Below are 24,109 nucleotides of genomic sequence, written 5' to 3' on the forward strand. Positions count from 1 at the left end.
TTTCACTGAAATGATGAGTCTTCCTACGCTAACCCTTACTTCTTATCAATACTATACTTGCCAATAAAAGATATGTTTTAGGTAGGGATGATATGAGTTGTGAAAAAGAAATGAATAGTCTTTTTTTTGTCAATTTTTATAAATTCGACTTTGGGCACTTTAAACCCATAAAAAAAATTGAACACATTGAATAGCCATCCTTTATTTACACAATAATTTATTATTCATTTAATCAGTTTATTATTAAGGCAATATAAAAGCGCAACTCTTATTTTGTTTATCCAATAATTGTATTATTAAGACAATATTAAAATGCAATTAAGTTTTTACTTATGTAACTAGTTTTTTATCTAAAAATTAAAGATTTTTTTGTCGTTTAACGAAACGTTTGTTTAAAAATTGTTATAGAGCGCTTGGTTGTATGTAATAATCTATTTACATTGAACTATTAATTAACCGTTAACTAACTTAAAATTATTGATTTTATGAAAAAACTTGTACTAAGTTTATTCATTTTATGTTGTACAGTTATGACTGTTTTTTCGCAAGGGCGAACAATTACAGGTACTGTAACATCAAATGAAGAGGGCTTGCCTATTCCTGGCGTAAGCGTAAAGGTAAAAGGAACCAATTTGGGAGTGTCTACAAATGCTAATGGAAAGTATTCATTAGTTGTTCCCGCCACAGCAACTGCCCTTGAGTTTAGCTCATTGGGGTTTGTGCTTCAGACAATAGCAATTAATGGAACTGTAGTGAATGCCAGTTTAGTTTCAGACTCGAAAGCGTTAACCGAAGTTATCGTAACAGGTTATGGCGTTCAAAAGAAAAGAGAAGTGACAGGAGCAATCGCTCAAATTAAAGGAGAATCTTTTCAAGATCAACCAATCCAATCATTCGACAAAGCACTACAAGGTAGAGCAGCTGGTGTGCAAGTAAATTCTACAAGTGGACAACCAGGTGGAGGTATCTCTGTAAACATTAGGGGTACTGCTACAATTAATGGCTCTACACAGCCACTTTACATTGTTGATGGTGTTCAAATGAACTCTGGAGGTGTATCAGGACAAACTTCTGTTAACACATTAGCCTCAATTAACCCTAATGATATCGAATCGATTGAGATATTAAAAGATGCAGCTTCTGCAGCTATTTATGGTTCATTAGCGGGTAATGGCGTTGTTTTAATTACTACCAAAAAAGGTAAAGCAGGAAAATCTGTAATTAGAGCATCTGCTCAAATCGGTAATGCAAAACAGTATAACCCTTATGAATTATTAGATGCGGCAACTTGGTACAAACTGCGTGTTGAAGCTTTCGAAAACCAATATGTAAGGGCGGGACTTTCTGCCGCACAAGGAGCTATTGAAGCTGCAAAAGCAACATTCCCAGCACTAGCTGGAGGAGTTCCAGCTACAATTGATGATTACAATTGGATTGACGCTGTTTCTCAAACGGGAAAAAACAGCCAGTATGATTTATCTGTTTCGGGTGGAGATGCTAAAACTAAGTTTTTCATTTCAGGCTCATACAACAATAATGATGGTACAATCCTTTCATCTAATTTTAAAAGAGGAACTTTAAGAGCAAACTTAGAGCATGCAATTTCTGATAAATTAACAATTTCAGCATCATTGAGCTTAGCTGCTAATAAAGCAACTGGGCCATCAACAAATGCTGGTTTCTTTACTAATACTCCTTTTACAGGGGTGTTGTTAACTGCGCCAGTAAATAAAGTATATAATGCTGATGGAACATTTAATACTACTTTTGTTGGAACAAATAATCAAAACTCTGTACAAAATATAAAACAAGAGATTAGAAAAGCCGGAACATTCCAAACGGTAAGTAATTTATCTTTAACGTATAAAATATTACCTGGTTTAAGTGCTAAAGTATTTGGAGGTGTTGATTTTTCGGATGTTAGTGACTTAAACTACAGACCAGCAACTTTATCTGCAGCTGCAGGATCGGTTGGTAGTGGTAGTGAATCTTTTAGAAGAAACATTAACTATACTACAACTGGTACTGTAAATTATGCAAAAAACATAGGCGATCACAATTTCAGCGTATTAGGAGGTTTCGAATTTAGAGAAGTTACGGGTACAGTTTTAACTGGTACTGCTCAAGGCTTCGCAAGTCCTGTAATTTCCTTATTAAGTGGTGCTTCTACACCAACAGGTACTGCTTCAACTTTTACAGGTTATAGAACAGCTGGTATTTTGGGGAATGCTAAATACGATTACAAAGGAAAATATCTTTTCTCTACTAACTTAAGGTATGATGGGTCTTCTAGATTTGGAGCTAATCAGAAATTTGGTTTATTCTATGGAGTATCTGCTGGTTGGAGGGTGATTGATGAAGATTTCATGAAAAGCCAAACTACTGTTAGTGATTTAAAATTAAGAGCAAGTTATGGAGAAACTGGGGTTCAACCAACTGATAACTTTGGAGTAATAGCACTTTATGGAATTGGTGGTCAATATGGTAACCCTGGACTATCAGGTGGACTAAGACCGAATCAATTACCTAATCCTGATTTGACTTGGGAAGTTTCGAAACAAGTTAACTTTGGTCTAGATCTTGGATTCTTGAAGAACAGAATTACATTAGCATTTGATATTTATCGTAAAACAAACTCTGACTTGATTTTGCCAAGAACATTACCTGGTGATTCTGGTTTTGGATCAATTAACGAAAATGCAGGTAAAGCGAAAACCGAAGGTATTGATATTGACTTAAATACAAGAAATATCGAAACCAAAGATTTTAGCTGGTCTACTAACTTTAATATTGCATTTAATAGAAATGAATTACTTCAGTTAAACAATGGATTAACTAATATTAGTGATTTCTTCTATACAGTTGGTATGCCTTTATATCAGATTTTTACGTTTAAATACGCAGGTGTAAATCCAGCAGATGGTAGACCGATGTATTATGATAAAAACAGTAACATTACCTATAACCCTACTAACGCAGATAGATATTATATCGGTGATCAAAATCCAGATTTCTTTGGAGGGTTTACCAATACATTTAAATATAAGGGCCTTACGCTCGATTTCTTGTTTCAATATCAATATGGAAACTCTGCATATCTTCAGAGTGCCCAATATATTGAGCAATCAGGAAGTATCGCTAACAATCAGCTAGTTTCACAATTAGATAGATGGACTACCCCAGGTCAATTAACCGCTGTTCCTAGAGCATTCCAAGGACAAGTTGAGCCAGGAGGTTATTCTATGATCAATTTTTCAAGCAGATTTGTTGAGAAAGCATCTTATATCCGTTTGAAATCAGCAAACATCAGTTATAAATTGCCTGAATCAATCACTCAAAAAATTGGAATTCCGAATGTTACTTTAAGCCTTCAAGGCCTTAACCTAGTAACCTTTACAAATTATAGAGGTGATGATCCTGAGAATACTGGTAATAACTTGAATTTTTACCCTAATCCAAGAATTATTTCTGGTGGTATAAGTGTTCAATTTTAAAATATAAAAAATGAAAAATAAACTATATATATATGTTGCCACAGCATTGCTATTTGCTGTTACGGTAACATCATGCGAAAAAATAGTGGAGATAGATCCGCAGAATTCGGTTACACCTGCTGTTGCATTAAAAGACGTTGACGGGTACCAATCTGTTCTGATTTCTGTTTACGATAGGTTACAAACTTATGGTTATTACGGCAGAGACATGGCAATTATGGGCGATGCTTTAGCTGATAATCTATTTACTGCTACAGCCATATCTGGGAGTAGATATAATACTCAAAATTTAAATTCAAGGGGCGCTCATTATAATATATGGGCAAATGCTTATGGAGCTATTAATGAGCTTAATATTATTATTTCTGGTATTGATGGTTTGCAAGATGTGCCAACCAGTAAAGCTGGATTAAGGGTAAGAGTTAAGGCTGAAGCTTTGGCATTAAGAGGAATGGTATATTTTGATCTTGCTAGAATTTATGGTTACGAACCTACTAAAGTGCCAACTACTGGTACCAATGCAAACTTTAATAAAAGCGCTGTATTGAGATTAACCCCAACTACATTAGCAGCAGAGGCAGCTTCAAAACCTAGAGCAACCATTCTGGAAGTTTATGCAAGTATTGAAAAAGATTTGCTTGCGTCTATCGCTGCATTTCAAAGTGGCCCTAGTGTGGATGCGGCGTTTGTAATTAAGTCATCAAATCCATATAGAGTAACAGAAAGTTTTACTCATGGCCTTTTAGGTAAAGTTTATTTGTATTGGGGGGGTAAAGATGCAGCAGCGGTTACAGAGTTTGATAAAGCGCTAAATCCAACTATTACAACCGCAGTGCTTTCTGCAGCTGGAAATGCAGCAGCAGATTTCAAAAAAGTTCCACACCCAGAATCATTGTTTGAATTAAACTATGTGCAATCTGTTGAAGTTGTTGGAGTTACAGGAAGTAATGATGGTTTGTTTACCTACACACAGCCAACAGGAACCAATGCAAATAATTTAGCAACTTTTGGTGGACAAACTGTTTCAAACGAATTAGTTGCCTTGCTTGAGCCAGGTGATGATAGAAGAGCCCTAATTTTCAGTGCTCGTACGTCAACTAATGCTGTTGTATATAACTGGGCAAATAAATATCCAAGTTCTAATGGTGCCTACACAGATAATGTTAAAATAATGAGGTATGCGGATGTGTTATTAATGAAGGCTGAAGCACTAGCCAATCAAGGTTTTTATCCACAAGCTGCGGCACTTGTTGTTCAACTTAGAACAAGTCGTAATGCAACAGTTGTGGGTGTTCCTGTAACTGCAGCTATTATAGATTATATCCAAGATGAGAGAAGAAGAGAATTGTTCTTTGAAGGACACAGATGGTTTGATTTGAAACGTTTGGGTAAAACAATTACTAAACCTGCTCAAGCAACTGCTGCAGTCCCAGTTGTATATACAGATTATAGGATTTTAGCGCCAATTCCAACAGGTGAGATATCTTTAAATCCATCATTACCACAAAACCCAAATTATTAAAAGATTATGTTTAAAAAATATATTATTTACCCTATTGCCTTATTTGTTCTAGGAACAATATTTGTAGGGTGTTTCCCTGAAAAATCGGAAACAGCGCTTATTTATGATGGGCCTGTAGTTGCAGAGATTAAGAACTTTACATTTGGTCAACAGACATCGGTATTGAATGCAAAAGGAGTTGTTGCTGCAGTTGCACAGACCGACTCATCAAGAACTGTTTTACTAAACGTAAGAGGTACAGATAGCGTTTTAGTTCAGTTGGTAGGGCCACAAAGTGCGGCGCCAATTGATGTGAATTTTAAAATAAGAGCAACAAGTACTGCGGTTGAAGGAACTCATTATAATTTGGTTCCTGCTGGCGTTAGAAAAGTTACTTTTGCACCTAATACATCATTGGCTTATATTAAAGTAAATATGGTAGCGAATAGTTTAACAACTGTTGGAGATCAAAGGACTGTTATTTTCGATTTGCAAAGCGACGGTCAGGTTAAACCAAATCCTAATTTTAACAAGTTTATTATTACACTTAGGAGATAGTATAGCCTAATAATGTAAAAAAGTCCGTTGATATTATCAACGGACTTTTTTATATTTAAATTAAATAGTACATCTTATGAAAAAGGTTTTATTAGTAGCATCGTTAATTTTTCCACTCTTTGCTTTCGCTCAGCGAGATTTAACGATGAACCAAATGTTTCTAGCTAGAGGATTGGCTGTTCCAGGTGATATAGTAGGTAGAACTGATGTTGTCGGGTATGAATTCTTAGATGATAATTGGTCAGATGCGATAGTTCAAACACAGAAAGGCGAGATCTACAAAGATATTAAGGTTAAGTATAGTGTTTTAGAAGATTTACTTTATTTTCTGGGAGAAAAAGATGCAGTAATGAAATTTATTGTTCCAATTAAAGAATTTTCTTTGTTACCCACTACTGGATCTCCCAAAGTTTTTAGAAGCGGGTTTCCAAAAATCAGCGATTATAATGAAGCCTCTTTTTATCAGGTGCTAACAGAAGGTAAAGTGATGTTACTGAAGAAAACTAGCAAGAGAATAACAGATAGAAGAGAGTACAATTCGGCGGTAACCACTAAAGAATTTATAGGCAATACAAAATACTTTTTATATCAAGATGGTAAAATGATAGAATTAAAAAAGGATAAATCATTTATACTATCCTATCTAGGTAAGAAAGAAGAAATGCAGAAATTTATAGCTAGCAATAAAGCCGATGTAAAAAATGAAGTACATTTAATAGCACTTTTCAATTTTTACAACTCTTTATAAATTACTTCTTATCAATACTATATTTCCCAGGGCCAACAAATAACAACCCAAAAAATACAATGCCAAGCTCAATAGCATGAGAAGCACCGCCAATACCATCGCCTTTGCTAAAATGAACCAAAGCTGCAATAATCATTGTAAAAACCAATAAGATATTTACAGGGCGAAAAAACAATCCTAAGATTAATAAAAACCCACCAAAGGTTTCAGTAGCTGCGGCCATAAATCCCCATGCAACAGGTAAAAAATCAATACCAATTAATTTCATACTTCCGCCAAGTCCTTTCCATGTGTCTACGCCACCCATAATTTTTGGGAAACCGTGAATCATAAACATCACGCCTAAACCAAGTCTAATGATTAATAATCCAGTATTACGGTATTTGCCTAAAGAGTCGAAAATTGCCATTTTTATAAAAAGTTTAATTGAACGTTATGCTTATCTACTTGTAAAGATACATTTTTGCCTACAACCATTGCACGGTTATCCTCAATATGCCCAGTAGGGAAATTAAAACACACAGGGTAATCATATTCCTTTACCAATTCCCAAATTACTTCTTCAGGCGATTGCCCAAATGGGATTTTCTCTTCAGCAATTTCATTAAAAGCACCAATAATTAACCCTTTTAGTTTGGCTAATTTACCAGCTCTTTTTAGCAAACGCATCATTCTATCTATCGAATATTCATGTTCGCCAACATCTTCTAAAAAGAGAATTTTATCCGTATAATCCATTTCAGAAACAGAGCCTTCCACAGCAATTAACAAACTTAAATTTCCGCCAATTAAAATCCCTTCGGTAGTACCAACTCGATTAGGAAATCCGCTGGAATAGGTATAAGAAACAGGTTCGCCAAAAAGAGACTTTCTCAAGCTTTCCAAGGCTTCAGTAGTGCTTTCATCAAACGTATAAGGCATTTGTGCATGAATGCTTTGTGTATTTAATTCCGCCAATGCGTGAGAAAGCAAAATGGTAATGTCGCTAAAACCAACCAGCCATTTAGGGTTTTCATTAAAAGTGGTAAAATCAAGCTTGTCGATTATTCTAATGGTACCATAACCACCACGCCCAGCAATAATTGCTTTAATACTTTTATCATCCAAAAACTGCTGTAAATCGGCTGTTCTTTCATCATCTGTACCCGAAAACTGATGGTAAGATCCAGTTATTGTTTTACCAATAACTACCTCTAATCCCCATTGTTGTAAAGTGGCAATTGCACTAGCAATACTTTTTGGTAATTTCTTAGCAGGACAAACTACTGCAATTTTGTCCCCTTTTTTTAAATACTCTGGCTGTTTAATCATAGGTAAAACACTTATCTTTGCCAAAATAAATAAATAGTTTTGGATAATAGTAAAATTAAAAGATATACCGTAACGGCAGCCTTGCCTTACACCAATGGCCCGGTGCATATTGGCCACTTAGCAGGCGTTTATTTGCCAGCAGATACTTATGTGCGTTATCTTCGTTCGAATAAAAGAGATGTTAAGTTTATTTGTGGTTCTGATGAAAATGGCGTTCCTATTACGTTAAAAGCGAAGAAAGAAGGCGTTTCACCTCAAGAAATAGTAGATAAATACCATAAAATTATTGGCGATTCTTTTAAAGAGTTTGGCGTTTCTTTTGATATTTATCACCGTACATCATCCCTAACTCACCACCAAACAGCAGCAGATTTCTTCAAAAAACTATATAATGATGGTGTTTTTACAGAAGAAATTACTGAGCAATATTACGACGAAAAAGCACAAACATTTTTGGCAGACCGATACATTACAGGAACTTGTCCGAAATGTGGTAATGAAAATGCCTACGGCGATCAATGCGAAAACTGTGGTAGTACCTTAAACGCAACAGATTTAATCAATCCAAAGTCTACTTTATCTGGCGAGCCACCTGTTCGCAAAGAAACGAAGAATTGGTTTTTGCCATTAGATAAATACGAAGATAAATTAAGAACCTATATCGAAAGTCATAAAGAATGGCGACCAAATGTGTATGGTCAATGTCAAAGTTGGTTAAATGCAGGTTTGCAGCCAAGGGCAATGACAAGAGATTTAGATTGGGGAATAAAAGTTCCAATAAAAGGAGCTGATGGTAAAGTTTTGTACGTGTGGTTTGATGCACCAATTGGTTATATTTCTGCTACGAAAGAATTGTGTAACTACGCAAAATTGGATGTGTGGAATCCAAAGGCAGAAGAATATTACATCAACTCAATGGAAGATGATAAGTGCGGTTGGGAAGAATATTGGAAAGACGACGAAACTAAATTAGTTCACTTTATAGGTAAAGATAATATCGTTTTTCATTGTATCATTTTTCCAGCAATGCTGATGGCGCATGGCGATTATATTTTAGCTGATAATGTGCCAGCAAATGAGTTCTTGAATTTAGAAGGTCAAAAAATATCTACCTCTAAAAACTGGGCAGTTTGGCTTAATGAGTACTTACTAGAGTTTAAAGATAAGCAAGATGTTTTGCGTTATGTATTAACCGCTACCGCTCCAGAAACGAAGGATAATGATTTTACGTGGAAAGATTTTCAGGCTCGTAATAACAACGAATTAGTTGCCATATTGGGCAATTTCATTAATCGTGTTACCGTACTTACCCACAAGTATTTTAATGGTAAAGTGCCCATGTTAATGGAAATAACAGCACAAGATCAAGCTGTAATTGACGAGTTAGCTGCATATCCTGCCAAAGTTAGTGCGTCTATAGAAAATTATCGTTTTAGAGAAGCCTTAGGTGAAGTGATGAATGTTGCTCGTTTAGGGAATAAATACTTGGCGGAAACAGAACCTTGGAAAGCCATTAAAACAGATGAAGACAGAGTAAGAACCATTTTAAATATCAGCTTGCAAATTGCTGCAAATATTGAAATTTTAATAGAGCCGTTCTTGCCTTTTACGGCAGATAAGTTAATGAAAATGTTAAACTACGGTGGCTATCAATGGGAAGATGCAGGTAAAATTAATTTGTTAGCACGAGGACATCAATTGAACGAGCCAGAATTACTGTTTAGCAAAATTGAAGACGAAGAAGTACAAGCACAGATTGATAAATTAAATAATAGTAAATCTGCTAATGAAAAAGCAAATGCAACCTTAGTCCCTGCAAAAGATAATATTCAATTTGACCAATTTGGCACAATGGATATTCGTGTAGCAACCATTACCGCTGCCGAAAAAGTAGAGAAAACTAAAAAGCTATTAAAGCTAACCGTAAACACAGGTTTAGATGAACGCACAGTAGTTTCGGGCATTGCCGAATATTATAAACCCGAAGATATTATTGGTCAGCAAGTAAGCCTTTTGGTAAACTTAGCACCAAGAGAAATAAAAGGAATAGTATCTCAAGGTATGATTTTAATGGCCGAAGATTCGGAAGGTAAACTTACTTTTGTTGCACCTACAGGGAAATTTGAAAACGGAAGTGTAGTGAGATAATTGCGATTTTAATTAGAATGCCCGATAATGAATGTTTTGTTATCGGGCATTTTGATTCTTAAGCTTTTTTACACCATCGGTTGGTGTCTCACCGACCGAAACACAAACTTTTTTGCATTTGTCATGCTGAGCGTAGTCGAAGCACATCGCTCTTCAAAATGTTAACACTGCGCATCTCAAACAGCGTCAATCCAAAGAAACGCTACTTAAATATCTCCCTATATTTCTTTTCAAAGGCTATTGCGTGTTCCATCATCCCGATGTCGTTAGGGTGTGTGCCATCAACGGTTGATTCTATTCCCATCCCGATCTCTTTCGTGGTTAAGAGATGAATATTTTTAACCCCTTTTGCTTTAAGTTCATTGTATACTTTAACAAGTATTTGGCTTGAAGTTTTAAATTCGGTATTCCTAACTGTATCCAACACATGCTCACTTCCACCACCACTATGTTCTACCAATAAAATGGGAGCATTGGGTTGCTTTTTCCGCAATGTACTTACCGCTTCATTTATTCTTTTTCTAATTTCCTCTTCAGGGTAAAGCTTTCTCGAACCTAAGTTAGGCATGCAATCCAGAATAAAAAGCTTAGCATCAATCTGTGCAATATGGTTAATTATTGGAGTCTCCAATCGGCCATTGCCAGAAAAAGCCATATTAATAACAGGACTATTTATTTTTCTGCCAAAAATAGAAGGCCAAGCTAAGCCAGGTCTACTTGCGCAGCCACCTTGCGCAATTGAAGTGCCATACACTACAATTGGTTTTTGTTTGTTAATAGGTAAAAATGTTAATGTTGTCCCTTCATCAACCCCAACTTCCAGCCATTTTACCGAGTTGTATAAAGGCAAATAAAGCCTGAAGATTTTTCCGCGTTTCGCAGCAAGATTATCGAAAGTATAAGTTACTGTATCTTTAAATGCATAAACTCCGGGTGCCCAATCCCATGCCCCTTTTTCATTGTGGGCATATAAATCTACTCCACTAACACCGGTCGACGGCATGTGTGGCATGTTTAATGAACCGCTAACCTGATAACGGATCTTTATCTTTTTTGCAGTGCTCGTAAACTCAATATATTCGCCAGCTGTATTTTGCGAGAGTGCCCACACAGGAGGCCTTACTTCGTCTTTTAATGCATTTGGTAAGCGTTGAAAACTTGTACCAATAGTTTCTGGCTGTGCTTGGCCCTGCACTACAGCGAATTTTTGTTGGAGTGGATTGTACCATGTAATTTGAGCTTGACTTTTAGTGAAGATAAAAAGAAAGAAAAGAATGTATTTGATTTTCATTTTTTATGTTGTGAAAGATAAAGGTAGAGAATTAACACTACTGCTCGAAATTTTAACATAGCGAGCCATTGGTAAAAAGGTGTGGTCTCAAAAACACCGATTTCAAACCTTTTTATCATACGCAAAAATTTTGCAGAATTGAACCATTGCATTTGCATCCGACTTTCGTTTCTTGGTTAATTTAATTTATTTCTTTTGGTAAACTTAGCACCAAGAGAAATTAAGGGAATAGTATCTCAGGGTATGCTTTTAATTAGAATGCCTGATAATAAATGGTTTGTTATCGGGTATTTTGATTCTTAAGTTTTTGTAAACGATAGATTAAACCTTTTGTTTGCCCACTTTAATATGTTGAAAATCCTCTTTTTGAGTAAAATACTCCAGCCCTAAAATTGTAAGTATACTAATGGCAAACGTAACTTTTTGCAGGATGGGTAAAAATGATCTAAAATCACCTATTCCATATAAATAGAGTGTACTGTAAAAAACAAGCAAACAAAAAACGCACAACACCTTCAATAGATGCAGCCTTGATTTTAACACAAAAACGGTAATATAAAACATGCCAACAAGGAACAATGTACTGGCAATAATAACCATAATATCATGCAATGGAGTTGCTATTAAAAAAGTAAATACCATACTTATTGCCCCAATGTATTTTATGACTTTCGCAGCGCCTTTTGCTGATATTTTCTTTGAAAATTCAATAAAGAAGAGTGCAAAACTTGCCGAAAGGAACATCATTCCACCAACAGCCCAAAAACGACCAGTATTATCTAATCCATTAACCGCTTTTTCGCCGAAAAGATTACTGATATAGTTTTTACCCCAATTGTATCCAATAGAAGTTTTATCAAATGTAGACCCACCAGGATAGTTTAATGTGGCTATTACTAGCAATGACATTGAAATAATTACACCCAATAAAATTAAATGTTTTTTAAGCATAGCAAATTTGATTTAGAAACTATTTCAATATCGTAATAAGCTTTATAATTTGCAAGGGCATCTGACTTACAAAAAAGCCTTCAGAATTTATCCAAAGGCTTACCAATTTTGTGGTCTCAAAGACACCGATTTCAAACTCTTTTTTGGAAGATTTACAGTTGATTATTGATATTCTAGAGCGTGAGAATGGATTTTAAATATCCCGGCGAGACAGATTTCAAACTCTTTTGCGAGTTAATATTATTTAAATATTAAATTCGATTATTATTAAATAAAAACTATAGTGTATATAAGGTTCATTACTCAATTCATCAATGAAGAAGGGCAGAATAAAACTGGTCTATTTCAAGCAATGGGATTCATTCGTGATCATCCGTTAACAGATGATGATGACGAATCGAAACTTAAGGACTTAACAACGTGGTTTGAAGAAAATCTTGATGCTCCTAAATGGTTTGCGAATCCTCTTGGGAGGAGGTATGAGATTAAATCATTGTCATGGTTTAAAGACACTGCAAAAGAACATATCTTAAAAGTAAATGAATTGATAGAGATTTTAGAAAAATATGATTTAATCATAGAAAGAGTCACAAGCAAAGATCTCGGTCATAGGGTCTACGAGGACGAATTTCAAGTTTCAGCAGAACCGTTAAAATCAAATCGGAAAAGAGTGATATAAGGAGAAAGAGTTAATACTTTTCCCATCTTTGTACCGAAGGAAAGAATACCTCTCTAATTTTAATTATTATTGTCCAATAATTATTGTCAACCTATGAAATCTATCTTCTGCTTATTAATAATCCTTTCCATTTTCCAGTCGGAAAAGGCCTTATCTCAAGAACTCCAATTTGATATTGTAGGAAAGAAAATGAGTGACTACTCAAAACTTGAAAAGAAACTCAAGAGTAAAATTTACGAAGCAGATGGTGATATTATTATTCCTGGGGGAATGGCAATGCCAATTAAGTACAGAAGACAGCAAAAGGGCATCCCTGATTTAATAGTCACTTATACTTTTACAAAAAAGGACTCTCTTATGTACGAAATAGAATATGATTGGGATCCAAGAAACTTCGTGCAGGGCGATGCAACCCCTCAATTGCTAAAATTTGATCAGTTGCTCATAAATAAATACAATGAGTTATTGGCTTCTTTAACTGCTAACTATGGAGCCAGTAAAAGTAAGGGAGAACTAACAGACTTGGCAAAAATTGATACCGACAACGGTCTATCAAGATCTGATACATTTACCACAAAGAACCTAGAAACGATTTACATGTCTATCATTATGTCTAGTCATTATAAATTCAACGGGACAGGGAAAGGTTTGCCCTTACACTTCCTACAAGTTTATGTTAATCAGCAAAGAAAATAATTGTTGATACAAAATATGATCCATTCGATGAGTAAGCTTGCGGACCAGCTTTGCCGAAAAGTGTCATTATTTTTTAAGTTTGCCAAAATGATGTTCTATAATAAGGTCGTACAGTTGGAAATGGCACTATTAACCATGAATCGGTATAACTAGGATACTAAAAAAGCCATTCAAAACAAATGGCTTTTGTGGTCCCGACGAGAATCGAACTCATATCTAAAGTTTAGGAAACTTCTATTCTATCCGTTGAACTACGGGACCAATTATTTACAAAGATTTTAAAAATTCTTTACCAATTCCTGATTTCAGGTATTTTTCTTTTTCTCTTGCTGCTATCCTGCTAACAATTGGTTCGCTATAAATCAATTGCCAAGGCCTAAAGCCTTTAGTTGATTTTGTTTTACCTGCATTATGTTCTGCTAATCTCTTCAACACATTAGAAGAGAAGCCAACATAAATTCTCTGATCCACATCACTCTTTATTGCATAAACATAAAAAATATCCATAGTTAAAGTTTAGGAAACTTCCCTGCCTACCGCAGGCAGGTATTCTATCCGTTGAACTACGGGACCATTGAAGTCGCAAATATATAAAAATATCTAGCCCAACTTCATATTTCATTAGTGTAGCCTCTTTATAAGCTATAGTTTTAAAGAAGAAATTTTTAAAGTATATGCTTTGCCCAAGCTAAACTTAAAATGATTTTCCTGTAACAGTTCTTTTATTTTAGGACTGCTAGTTAAAACATCAAATAAATCTCTGGCAACAGCAGAACCTGAAATATTATTTTTTACTTTGCCATTTTCTATTTCTAAGCTAAAGCTATAATCGGCCTTGTTACGGTTACCTAAGCTATGCAAGTCAGATTTAGTAAAACCGATCTCTTGCTCCTCATTTAGTGCTTTTTTGAGCTGTATAGCAAATACAGGAAGGTACTTCTTCCAAAGAGGATAGTATAAATTTATTTGGGTCATCATATATTGTAATCGTATTTAGTTCTTTATAAGTTTAAAGGGCGAATGAATTGCAGAATTAAATCCGGTTTTATGAAATTACTTTTCAACTTTACCACGAGGTGTGGTTCATAGAATTTTTTCTCGTTAAGGGTTCGTTGTAATCAACCCTATTGCCCATTGCAAAGGTGCTAATACTTATTTAAGAAAATGTAATGATGGAGAGAAATATTTCTTCTCCAATTTAGCCACTAATCCACACTAAGGAATTAAGTTTTCTGCTGCTTTATTAAATTAATTAGCTTTCATAAAAACTACACTTTTTCCATTTATTAAACCAGTTAATATCCCATTTTTAAGCTGCTCACATTGCAAAACATAGAGTAGTTGAGTGTCTTCTGGTAAAGCTGTAAAATGAAAATGTAAATTCCCAGTTTTTTCTCCCTCTTTAATTTCAGCTTCCAGCTTTTCTATCGACAGAGGAGTTAACAACGTTTCATCGGCAGCAATACGCAAAATGCTCAGCCTATAACCGGCAGTATTATTCAAGTAATAATTAAGCTCAAGAGAGCGCTTTCCCTCTTCGTTCTTATGATGGAGCATAAATCTGCCCTTTTTAGAAGTTGGATAGTCCAATCTCATTTCCATTCCATTAAAACCCGCATAATTATAAGCCAGATTAGCCTTTTTCTGTTGACGGAAAACGGATACCAGCCTACTCCAAAACTGGCCATTCTTAAAGCCAGGTGCAAATTCATTAACGGCATCAAAGATGATTTTTGCCATTAAGTTAGCTTGAGTTTGGTTTGTCGAACTGGAGATCATCCCATCAGATTTTTCCCAAATCGTTCTTTTTTTCCTGCCGTGAAAACCATAAGCATTGCTATCTACAAAAGTGATATCTCCTATAGTGCCACTTAATTTAATAATGGAACGAACCTTTGCCATAAAAAATGTATTTTTAAAAACCACTCAATATACGACGATTTTCCGTTACAAATTCTAATTTTTTCTTAATGCTTACCGCGATACTAAGGCGACCTTGTAGCGACCTTACCGCGACTTATGTTCTAGAAGAGTCCGTATTAAGCTCGGTCTTAGTTTAGGTCAACTGCAGGTTTCGATGTATACAGTTTTTCAAAATTGAACATTTTCCCGAACAAGACTCGAACTAAGTACGAAGTTGGTACAACATTGGTAATAAACAAATCGTATGCAAACACAAATGAATGCCAATGATTAAATAAATGAAATACGAGGTTGTATCAAAAAGACGAATTTAGAAATCGTAATACAATTAAATTTGGCGTTACCGTGATTCTCGAGTGCGGGAATCACGATTGCTCAGCGTAGCTAAAAGCGTAAAAAAACATACTAATTAGCGCATTACGATTCCCAATCAAGTTGGGAAAGACGACCTTTCAAAATATTATTCTGCTAACAAATCAAGAAAATTATTTTTGATACAACCTCATTAGATTTAATTACAATACTATCAATTCATTATGGGGGCAGTGGTGCAAAGGGGGCATCTTGAAGTGGTTTATCCAGTTATTGATCCATCCACAAAATGATAATGTACACTGTAATATCTAATTTTAAAGTTTTACTTTTAATTTACCATATAACAAAAAAATAAAATGGATAATCAGTTTTCTTTAACAGGAAAAGTAATCGTTGTCACAGGCGGTACAGGAATAATAGGAAAATCATTTATTAAAGGAATAACAGACGCTGGTGGTATAGTTGGTATTTTAGGTAGAAATGAGCAGGTTGCCAATGAAAGAGTTGCAGAAGTGATAAAAAATGGCGGGAAAGCCATTGCTTTAATTGCAGATGTACTGGACGAAAATACACTTGAGCAAGCAAAAGATAAAGTGCTAAATGAGTTTGGTAAGATAGATGGTTTAGTAAATGCTGCGGGCGGTAATATCCCTGAAGCGATTATCCAAAAAGAGGATGATATTTTTGGTATGAACATAAATGGCATGCGCAAAGCGATGGAATTGAACCTTTGGGGAACGTTAATACCAACTCAGATTTTTGGTAAAGCAATGCTTGATGCCGGTAAAGGAAGTATCGTTAATATTTCTTCAATGAGTTCAAAAAGAGTAATTACTAGAGTTTTGGGATATAGTATGGGCAAAGCTGCAATTGATTGTTATACGCAGTGGTTTGCTGTAGAATTGGCAAATCGTTTTGGTGATAAAGTAAGGATGAATGCTATTGCACCAGGTTTCTTTTTAACCGAACAAAACAGAGCTTTGTTAACCAATACAGATGGCAGTTACACAGAACGTGGCAATTTGGTTATTAAACAAACTCCATTTAAACGTTTTGGTGATACCGACGAATTAATAGGCGCTTTACAATGGCTATTGAGTGATGCCTCTGCATTTGTAACAGGAACAGTTATTAATGTTGATGGTGGTTTCTTTGTGAATAGCGGAGTTTAAAAAGTAAAATTTCAAGAGAATATAAAAGCATTCTCTTGAAATAACTCCTAAATATCTTTTTGGTTTACCACCAACCTTTAACGTTATAAATTACTGCTGCTGGTTGTTGCGCATTGGCATAAGCAGCCGCAGCAGTATAGGCAGATTTTAAAACATCGGCATCTGCTTGTTGTTGCTTAAATATAAAGTTCCATTCGCGGGTATCGTTTTCTTTGATACTTTTTGAAATTTGTCCAACAAATGTTTTTACATCCTGGTAGCAAGAAGAATTAGGATCAATTTGCGATAATATGTCGCCAGCTTTAGTTGCACCTTCATAATTTTGACTAGCTGCCCAAGCGGTTTTTGCCTCCATTAATCTTACCTGACACATTTTATCAATGTGTTTTTTATAAATCGGAATAATAGCCGCTCTAGCTTTACTGTAACACGCACTACTTGCCTCTGGAATGCCCGATAGTTTATAAAATGCTTCTTCATATCTTCCTTGAGCTGCAAGACTTTGCGCATCGCTGATGATAAAATCGCAACGGGTGTTGTAGTATTTTAAAATTCTTGCTTTGCCAGATTCTAAAAAGGCTTGTATAGAAGTGTTGTTGCCGTTAATGTTTTTTAATGCAGAAATATATGCTTTAGTTTCATTCTCTCCCACACCTTTTACACTAATCGTAGTACTCGCGAATTTTGTGCCCTCTATTCCATCACCTACATAAAGCGTTACATCTAAAGATAAGGCCATCATAGTTGGCGCTGTTCCTGTAATATCTTTTGACATGACGCCAATATTTGCGGTGATAATAAAGCGTTCATTCAATGTACTCCCGCCAATTCCATTTTGAGAAATGAGTTGATTCAATTTATTAGACAAAATACTTCTAGCTGATTCTGGCATTTTCTCAATTTGCTCTGGAACGTATGCAGCAAGTGTTATTCTGCCTAAATCATCTGATTTACCCTGTGTATTTTGAGCGTACGTGCCAAAAACCGAAGAAAGGGCAATAAAGAAAATTAGTAATTTTTTCATGTTTAGCTTTTTAAGTTTTTATTTATCCCCCAAAACAATTACAGCCTGACCAAGCCCTTTCGTCATTAGTTTATTTACTATTGAATAAGGCGCTGCGGTTAAGAATTTCTGAAGATTTCTAGTAAATCCTCTCGCATCAATTGCATTGCCCGAAGCATCATATAATGGAATGCGTACTTGTTCAAATAGCAACATATTTTCTGTCGATTCGCTAGTGCTAAATCTGCCTTTAACGGTATTTGCTTTCATCCAGTTTTCGATAATAGTACCCAATTCTTCCCCACCATATTCTTTCTCTAAGTCGCCATTCCATTTCTCGAATTTCTTAACACGAACAATTATTTCACGTCCATTTGCAAATAAATCATCAAAATGACGTTGCAAACCCGCGTTAAAATTATCGATCTTATCGATTACTGCTTCTTCCAATAAAACTGCTGGATCTGCACTAAACGAAGGATTTCCTGTGCCTCCTGCTGTTGCAACTTCTTTATCGGTGTACGCATCAATTCCTTGCAACGTAAAACGGATAGATTTTTTAGGTCCGGTTTTTAAAACTTCAAAAGTTAACTGCATAATGATATCAGCTTTGGCAGTTTTTCTTAATTTATCAATTGGAGATTCAACCACACCGCCGCCGCCACTTTTAGAGGTAAGCATTGCATCTTCAGCGCTTTCAGAAGCTAGGGTTTTCATTACAGATTCCATGTTTTTTAGAGGGAATCCTCTATCTGCCATTAATCCGTTAATTTTACTAATCATTGCAATTAGATCGGCATTTTCTTGAAATGCTCTTTTATAATCAGGAACTTTTTCTTTCGTTCCTTGGTTATCGAATTCTTTCATATACCCATTCTGATTGCACCAAACATCGCTTGGTACCACCATAATTGTTGGTTTTTTTGCCTGAGAGAATCCTGATGTGGTAAAGCCCAGTACCATTAAAGATAAGAGCATTATTTTCATGAGTTTTAGTTTCATATCTATCTTTATGCTAGGTTATTGTTTAAGAATGCCATCAGCAATCATTTTTTGTTTGAGATCTGGTTTTTTGATTTTAATAACGAAACCACTATTGATCATTCTCTTTGCGTACTCAGGATCTTTTGAGAAGTTCAGCTCCACTTGATCGTCTTTAATAAAAGCATAGTTTCTATATTCTCCGCCATCGGCGAAAAACTTATTGAAATAAGCTTCATTTTGAGCTTTAATATTTGCTTGGGCAAGAATTGGTTTTACATCACATGTAGCTTTTCCTTCTACAATTCCTCCAAATAAAATATCATTTATCGCATTTTTTTTAGCTTGCTCAATAACGGTAACTGTTTCGGCAGTATTAGACCACGCATTTACGATTTGAGTTCCATCTAGCTCCACACTAACACATTCTGTTTTGTGCGTGTAATAGTTATTTGCAACTTTTTTAGGAGCTGAGCAGCTTGCGTAGATTAGCAATACAGCTAAACCAGCGCATAATAATTTCTTTCTCATCGTTTAAAAATTAAAAGCCTGCATTAAGAGATTTTAGAATTCCAGCGTCTTCTAAATCTTTCCTCAACAAGGCAACATTTACAGAAACCAGTACGCCAATTTTGTATTCCTTACCAACTCTCATTCTGTCTTCTGCCGCTACTGCGCCATCTGTTGTTAAGGTAACGAACTTCATATATTTACCACCTTCGCTAAAAAAATCAGTAAAAAAGTCTTTCTTTTCTTCTTCAATATTTACGTTTGTAGTTAATGGTGGTTTACCAGCAATACCTGTTTTCCCAGGAAATCCTTTAAATATAATCGCATGTACCGCATTCTTTTTTGCTTGTTCAATAGCAACAGCAGGGCGTTTAGAGTACGACCATACTTTAATTAAATAGGTTCCTTGTGTGCCAGTTCCGGCCACTTCTACTTCGTATCTCCAAGCTTCGGTTGCTTCATCGGCTTTTTTCTTTGCATGCGCTTGTGCGTTAACATTTAGGGTAAACCCAACTATAAACAAGCACAATAAGAGCGAACTTAAGATGTGTTTTTTCATTTCTATATAATTTGTTTTTATTTTATTTGTCTGATTAGCATTCCGGCAGCGAAGTTTTTGCCGCCTTTAAAAGTGGTTCTATCTAGTGGAGTTTTAGATTTATCTTTTTTATTGTCTTTATCATCCTTATCAGATACTTCACCTTCTGCAGCATTGTATCGGTTATCCCAAATAGAGTTTTTATCAACTGAAATGATGCCTTTTCTAACATAAGATGTTAATCCAGTTTTAGGATCTAAAGTTTGCTCCAATACTTCGAATTTATCACCCCCTTCTATACCCTCTTTCAAACCAATTTTAGCAGTTATTGGATCACCTGAATACAGTGGAGTTTTTGGTTTAAAGACATCGTACTCTTTTTGAAGTTTTGCAAAAACGTTATCTACATTTCTTATCGTGGCTAACTCTACAGTTTGGTCTTCGGTTCGTTGGGTTTTTAATGAAAACGTAACCAACGTGCTAGATTTTTCACTTCCCACAAATTCCATATCAAAATCGGTTGAGTTGTTAAATGCCTCTTTTTTCTTCACATCTAAACTCTTTTTATCCATCCAATATTTATCGTAAAAAACAGCTGCGGTTGTGTCGTTCCATTTTAGTCGATATAAATAAGAAGTAGTCCAAACAGAATAACCCTCTTTGGTTTTCTCATAGATCTTATCAGCTGCTGCATCTGCAAGTATTTGAAAATAACCTAGTTTGCCAGTTTGTGATTTAGCTGCTAATCTAATTGCCGCCGCAATAGGCTCGTTACTTACAAATTTCAATTTTGTAAAAACCACGAAGGTGTTTTTAATCAGTTCTTCTCCAGCATCAGCTAAAGAAGCGGTTCCTCTTGCAGATCCTTTTGCAATGTTTGCTTCCATTTCACTTGCGTTGTAAGAACCCCTTTCTGCAACAAGTTTCATGTCAAATGAGCCATCTGCTTGGCGATTAAACCACTTGGCGATTAATTGATTAGCTACTTTTTTGTCTTTGATGAATTTATTAATCGTCATTGACATATCAGAGCCATCGCCATCAGCGTTTGCTACTGCGCCAGCAGCAGATTTTAATCCACTAAACATTCCTTTTTTTGAGCTTGTTGAGGCTGTTTGGGTTGTTCCAGTCACATTGAATTGCGTTGGGTCGAAAGAATTAAAACCGATAGAATGATTATTGTATTTTTCTGGAAATGGTGCATTGCTGTATGCTTTCATCACAGTTTCCTTTCTAGGGAAATCTTCTGATTCGACTAAAATTAAGTGGAGCGAATTTCTGCGGTATTTTACTGCACTTTCTGCATCGCCAGATTGAGCTTTAACAACGGGACTAAAACCCATAAGTAGCCCAAGTAACACGAATAATTTTTGTGGATTTTTCATAATATTGATATAGTTTGTTTGGTTTAAGAGCGTTGAATGAATTAACCTTTAATAGATTGGTAATAGGTTTCGACTTTTTCGTTAAGCGTTAGTATTACTCGTCTATTTTTAACTATTAATTATTATGTTTTCCTTTAGGTAGGATTAATTTCCTAAATGTCAATAAATTAGATTGAGCAAAAAATACCTATAATTAGGTATTTTTCATCGAATTTGACCTGTAAAACGAATGTTTAGGGGTTTAGAGGAGATATTCTTTTAGATTTTGTATTTCTAAAAAGGAAAAATCATTGAATTTTTATAGGAAGGATAATGAATGGAGAAAGTAATACATATCGGTACTTCGACGTCGCTCAGCTTGACAATTGGCGTATAGTTGGCGGTCGTCTTTGCGAGGGCATTTTCTGATTTTTCATCAGTAATGACCGTGGCAATCTCCCACTTGTTTTAGAACAAATTAATAACAGCAATGAGATTGCCACAGCCGATGAAAATCGGCTTCGCAAAGACGGTTATGGCGGTTAGTAATGAGCCGATACAGTTCTGTGCATTGGTTACTTTAACTAAAGGATACTTCGACTTCGCTCAGCAGGACAGCAATACAACTAATTTTAAAGAAATTTCAGATGCTCTTAAATTCTATGATAAATAGTTTCTGTTGCTTTAGCTTCATCACCTTCTGGTGAAATATTGTAAGCTCTGATAATAAATTGAGTAGAATTGATGATTTCCAGTTCAGTTCTCCAGCCCCAAGGTTCAGGAATGCCAATCCATCCATATTTACCAGTTACAGCAAAACCATTTCCAGTTTCATGCCCTTCAGATTGTAAAATACCAGTTCCCATATGAAAACTATCTACCCAACTACATTGACATTTTTCATTGCCTAAATCGTAAGCCCATAACATTTTGCCTCCATAAGGCTTTCCATTCAATGTGCCTTCGTATTCGTAGTGCATAAACCGATCATCCATCACCATAAAAATCCTAGCTCGCATTGGCGATTCATCAGCTAAAATGTCTTTCTCAAACCAAGTACGCGTTGTGCCATCCCAACTTCCTACTAAAGCTGCTAATCTGTGGTGTGGACCGTTTTCTTTGGAGATTTCGAATTTACTTTTGCTCATCAATACTAAAATAGAGAATTTATTTAAATTTACAGCTAATCAATCATTAAGAAACTGAGCATGAAAACAAATCTCTTATTCTTTGTACTGTTATGTGCTTTAGGCGCTTGTAATTCTCAAGCTAAAAAAGAAGGAACTAAATTAGAGAGTTATACCAGTACTGAAATTGGTTGGACAATTGAAATCCCGGCAGGTTATAAATTAATAAGCCAAGCAAAAATTGAGGCTAGCGATAAAAAAGGGAAAGAAGCGGTTGATAAAGTTTATGAGGGAGAAGTAAATACAGATAGCTTAAAGCATTTGGCTAGTTTTCAGAAAAACCAATTAAACCTATTCGATTCGACGATTGAACCTTATGTAGAAAAACAGCCTGGCGATTATGAGGCAAATAATAAGTTAATTAAGCAGTTAATTTTTGATACCTATCATAAACAGGGAATAAAAGCAGATACATTATCGTCTAAAGAAAATATACAAGGTCAGCAATTTAATGCGTTTCATATTAAAGTTTATGGGCCAAATGGCACAGAAATTATGAACCAAATTATGTTTAGCAAAATAATTAAGGGATACGATTTTGGTGTTAATATTAGTTACAACAATGAAGCAGATAAAAAAATACTGCTAGATTCTTTTAAGCAATCCAAATTTGCTAAATAGTAAAAGAAATACTGAAATTCATTTTATCTTCGCTACATGTCATCACATCATATTGTAAGAGAAAAACAAGAGCCAGCTTTATACATTCATCATTTAGGTAATTTTGATGATGAACTTTTAGGGCAGTTATTAGAATGGAGTCCAACTTTAGTAGTAGCTGCCGAGGAATATGAAAAAGCAATTTCTCTCGGTTTAAAAGTTGATGTAGTAATTGGTGCCGATGATAATTTGCAACGACAAGAAAACACAAAGTGGATATTTTCGGCAACAGCTAATTTGCAAAAGGTAGTTAAATATTTAATTGCAGAGAAATATCCGGCAGTAAACATTATCAGTAAAGAAAATAAGTTTGATGATTTGGTAGATTTTTTACCAGAAATAAACATTGTATTGTTTACCGAAACAGAAAAAAGCTATGCTGTTAAACCTGGCTTTAGTATTTGGAAACCAGAAGGCACTATTTTTCATATCGATATTATTTCTTATTTCGAAACAAGCAATTTAAAGCAAGAAGAAAATGGAGATTTTGTAGTATTAAAAGATGGTTTTGTGAGTTTTAATTTTAATACTGATTATTTGTTTTTGAGCGAGTTATTATGATAGTTTTAAGAAAAGCAAAAGAGGAAGATTTAGCTATTATTAGTGACATGGCAGAGCGCATTTGGCCACAAGTTTATAGCGACTACATTAGTGAAGAGCAGCTGAGTTATATGCTTAAGTTAATGTATAATCGTGGCGAACTATTATCGCAATTGCAAAAAGGACATACATTTTTAATTGCCACAGAAACGGAAGAAGATAAAGATGTTGGTTTTGCTGGATTTTCAATTGTAGATACAGAAAACCAAGTTTACAAATTACATAAGTTATATGTTTTGCCAGAAACACATGGTAAAGGCGTGGGTAAAATACTGACTAATGAGGTTAAAAACTTAGCGGTTCGTAACGGTGGAAAATTCTTGCAGTTAAACGTAAATAGAAATAATAAAGCCAAAGATTTTTATGAAAAAGCAGGCTTTAAAATAAAAGAAACCGTTGACGTAAATATCGGCAACGGTTTCTTTATGAATGATTATGTAATGGAGCTGGAGATCAGTTAGCAGTTTTCAATTAACAAT

At 35.1% G+C, this 24,109-nt stretch carries 24 protein-coding genes and 1 tRNA gene; 11 read left to right on the top strand and 14 right to left on the bottom strand.

Translation table 11 applies throughout. The features are described from left to right. Positions 1–485: 485 nt before the first annotated feature. From GM921_RS12660 to GM921_RS12675, 4 genes are all read left to right on the top strand, one after another. Positions 486–3,494, top strand: a complete 3,009-nt coding sequence (locus tag GM921_RS12660) for a SusC/RagA family TonB-linked outer membrane protein (RefSeq protein ID WP_182923003.1) — start codon at positions 486–488, stop codon at positions 3,492–3,494. A 10-nt stretch (positions 3,495–3,504) separates the two neighbouring features. Continuing rightward, positions 3,505–5,016 carry a RagB/SusD family nutrient uptake outer membrane protein gene (locus GM921_RS12665; RefSeq protein ID WP_182923004.1) on the top strand — a complete coding sequence of 504 codons (1,512 nt, stop codon included), beginning with the start codon at positions 3,505–3,507 and terminating at the stop codon, positions 5,014–5,016. 6 nt (positions 5,017–5,022) lie between these two features. Then, positions 5,023–5,553: a hypothetical protein gene (locus GM921_RS12670; protein WP_182923005.1), complete on the top strand. Its 531-nt coding sequence runs from the start codon at positions 5,023–5,025 to the stop codon at positions 5,551–5,553. A 76-nt stretch (positions 5,554–5,629) separates the two neighbouring features. Next, complete coding sequence (locus tag GM921_RS12675) at positions 5,630–6,301, top strand: hypothetical protein (protein WP_182923006.1); 672 nt, start codon at positions 5,630–5,632, stop codon at positions 6,299–6,301. A 1-nt stretch (position 6,302) separates the two neighbouring features. Here GM921_RS12675 and GM921_RS12680 read toward each other — a convergent pair whose 3' ends face one another. Beyond that, the gene (locus GM921_RS12680; protein ID WP_182923007.1) at positions 6,303–6,710 is read right to left on the bottom strand and encodes a DoxX family protein; all 408 of its coding nucleotides are present in this window, start codon (positions 6,708–6,710) and stop codon (positions 6,303–6,305) included. A 2-nt stretch (positions 6,711–6,712) separates the two neighbouring features. Further along, complete coding sequence (locus tag GM921_RS12685; protein ID WP_182923008.1) at positions 6,713–7,612, bottom strand: S66 peptidase family protein; 900 nt, start codon at positions 7,610–7,612, stop codon at positions 6,713–6,715. Between the two features lie 39 nt (positions 7,613–7,651). On the opposite strand from GM921_RS12685, the gene metG reads away from it, so the two are divergent. Next, on the top strand, positions 7,652–9,760 hold the full coding sequence (metG, locus tag GM921_RS12690; RefSeq protein ID WP_182923009.1) for a methionine--tRNA ligase: 2,109 nt from the start codon (positions 7,652–7,654) through the stop codon (positions 9,758–9,760). A gap of 202 nt (positions 9,761–9,962) precedes the next feature. Here the strand turns inward: metG and GM921_RS12695 are convergent, their stop codons facing one another. Next, entirely contained in the window at positions 9,963–11,051 is a 1,089-nt protein-coding gene (locus GM921_RS12695) for an SGNH/GDSL hydrolase family protein (RefSeq protein ID WP_182923010.1), read from the bottom strand. Between the two features lie 321 nt (positions 11,052–11,372). Next, positions 11,373–12,002 carry a hypothetical protein gene (locus tag GM921_RS12700; RefSeq protein ID WP_182923011.1) on the bottom strand — a complete coding sequence of 210 codons (630 nt, stop codon included), beginning with the start codon at positions 12,000–12,002 and terminating at the stop codon, positions 11,373–11,375. Between the two features lie 283 nt (positions 12,003–12,285). Between GM921_RS12700 and GM921_RS12705 the strand changes: the two genes are divergently transcribed. Together GM921_RS12705 and GM921_RS12710 are read left to right on the top strand one after the other, a co-directional pair. Further along, the gene (locus GM921_RS12705; RefSeq protein ID WP_182923012.1) at positions 12,286–12,681 is read left to right on the top strand and encodes a hypothetical protein; all 396 of its coding nucleotides are present in this window, start codon (positions 12,286–12,288) and stop codon (positions 12,679–12,681) included. Between the two features lie 93 nt (positions 12,682–12,774). Continuing rightward, positions 12,775–13,377, top strand: a complete 603-nt coding sequence (locus tag GM921_RS12710) for a hypothetical protein (protein ID WP_182923013.1) — start codon at positions 12,775–12,777, stop codon at positions 13,375–13,377. A gap of 189 nt (positions 13,378–13,566) precedes the next feature. Here GM921_RS12710 and GM921_RS12715 read toward each other — a convergent pair. The 4 genes from GM921_RS12715 to GM921_RS12730 form a co-directional block, all read right to left on the bottom strand. Next, positions 13,567–13,638, bottom strand: a tRNA-Arg gene (locus GM921_RS12715). A 6-nt stretch (positions 13,639–13,644) separates the two neighbouring features. Continuing rightward, positions 13,645–13,884 carry a GIY-YIG nuclease family protein gene (locus GM921_RS12720; protein WP_182923014.1) on the bottom strand — a complete coding sequence of 80 codons (240 nt, stop codon included), beginning with the start codon at positions 13,882–13,884 and terminating at the stop codon, positions 13,645–13,647. 135 nt (positions 13,885–14,019) lie between these two features. Then, complete coding sequence (locus GM921_RS12725) at positions 14,020–14,355, bottom strand: hypothetical protein (RefSeq protein WP_235969832.1); 336 nt, start codon at positions 14,353–14,355, stop codon at positions 14,020–14,022. A 270-nt stretch (positions 14,356–14,625) separates the two neighbouring features. After that, on the bottom strand, positions 14,626–15,279 hold the full coding sequence (locus tag GM921_RS12730) for a hypothetical protein (protein ID WP_182923015.1): 654 nt from the start codon (positions 15,277–15,279) through the stop codon (positions 14,626–14,628). Positions 15,280–15,971: 692 nt separating this feature from the next. Between GM921_RS12730 and GM921_RS12735 the strand changes: the two genes are divergently transcribed. Next, positions 15,972–16,787 (top strand): SDR family oxidoreductase, encoded by an 816-nt coding sequence (locus tag GM921_RS12735; protein WP_182923016.1) that lies wholly within the window; start codon positions 15,972–15,974, stop codon positions 16,785–16,787. 64 nt (positions 16,788–16,851) lie between these two features. Here the strand turns inward: GM921_RS12735 and GM921_RS12740 are convergent, their stop codons facing one another. From GM921_RS12740 to GM921_RS12765, 6 genes are all read right to left on the bottom strand, one after another. Beyond that, positions 16,852–17,811 (bottom strand): hypothetical protein, encoded by a 960-nt coding sequence (locus GM921_RS12740; protein WP_182923017.1) that lies wholly within the window; start codon positions 17,809–17,811, stop codon positions 16,852–16,854. Positions 17,812–17,829: 18 nt separating this feature from the next. Then, positions 17,830–18,792 carry a DUF6175 family protein gene (locus GM921_RS12745; RefSeq protein ID WP_202985660.1) on the bottom strand — a complete coding sequence of 321 codons (963 nt, stop codon included), beginning with the start codon at positions 18,790–18,792 and terminating at the stop codon, positions 17,830–17,832. A gap of 18 nt (positions 18,793–18,810) precedes the next feature. After that, positions 18,811–19,302, bottom strand: a complete 492-nt coding sequence (locus GM921_RS12750) for a hypothetical protein (RefSeq protein WP_182923018.1) — start codon at positions 19,300–19,302, stop codon at positions 18,811–18,813. Positions 19,303–19,312: 10 nt separating this feature from the next. Beyond that, complete coding sequence (locus GM921_RS12755) at positions 19,313–19,840, bottom strand: hypothetical protein (RefSeq protein ID WP_182923019.1); 528 nt, start codon at positions 19,838–19,840, stop codon at positions 19,313–19,315. Positions 19,841–19,857: 17 nt separating this feature from the next. Then, complete coding sequence (locus GM921_RS12760; RefSeq protein ID WP_182923020.1) at positions 19,858–21,204, bottom strand: hypothetical protein; 1,347 nt, start codon at positions 21,202–21,204, stop codon at positions 19,858–19,860. A gap of 632 nt (positions 21,205–21,836) precedes the next feature. Continuing rightward, positions 21,837–22,331 carry a DUF1579 domain-containing protein gene (locus GM921_RS12765; RefSeq protein WP_182923021.1) on the bottom strand — a complete coding sequence of 165 codons (495 nt, stop codon included), beginning with the start codon at positions 22,329–22,331 and terminating at the stop codon, positions 21,837–21,839. Positions 22,332–22,391: 60 nt separating this feature from the next. Between GM921_RS12765 and GM921_RS12770 the strand changes: the two genes are divergently transcribed. The 3 genes from GM921_RS12770 to GM921_RS12780 are packed head-to-tail and all read left to right on the top strand — an operon-like array spanning position 22,392 to position 24,091. Next, on the top strand, positions 22,392–22,991 hold the full coding sequence (locus GM921_RS12770; protein WP_182923022.1) for a hypothetical protein: 600 nt from the start codon (positions 22,392–22,394) through the stop codon (positions 22,989–22,991). Between the two features lie 36 nt (positions 22,992–23,027). After that, positions 23,028–23,591, top strand: a complete 564-nt coding sequence (locus GM921_RS12775) for a thiamine pyrophosphokinase (protein WP_182923023.1) — start codon at positions 23,028–23,030, stop codon at positions 23,589–23,591. Beyond that, the gene (locus GM921_RS12780; protein ID WP_182923024.1) at positions 23,588–24,091 is read left to right on the top strand and encodes a GNAT family N-acetyltransferase; all 504 of its coding nucleotides are present in this window, start codon (positions 23,588–23,590) and stop codon (positions 24,089–24,091) included. Before GM921_RS12775 ends, GM921_RS12780 begins: the two co-directional genes overlap by 4 nt. Positions 24,092–24,109: the final 18 nt, after the last annotated feature.

The sequence above is a fragment of the Pedobacter planticolens genome, from assembly GCF_014172375.1.
GTDB classification, from domain to species: Bacteria; Bacteroidota; Bacteroidia; order Sphingobacteriales; family Sphingobacteriaceae; genus Pedobacter; species Pedobacter planticolens.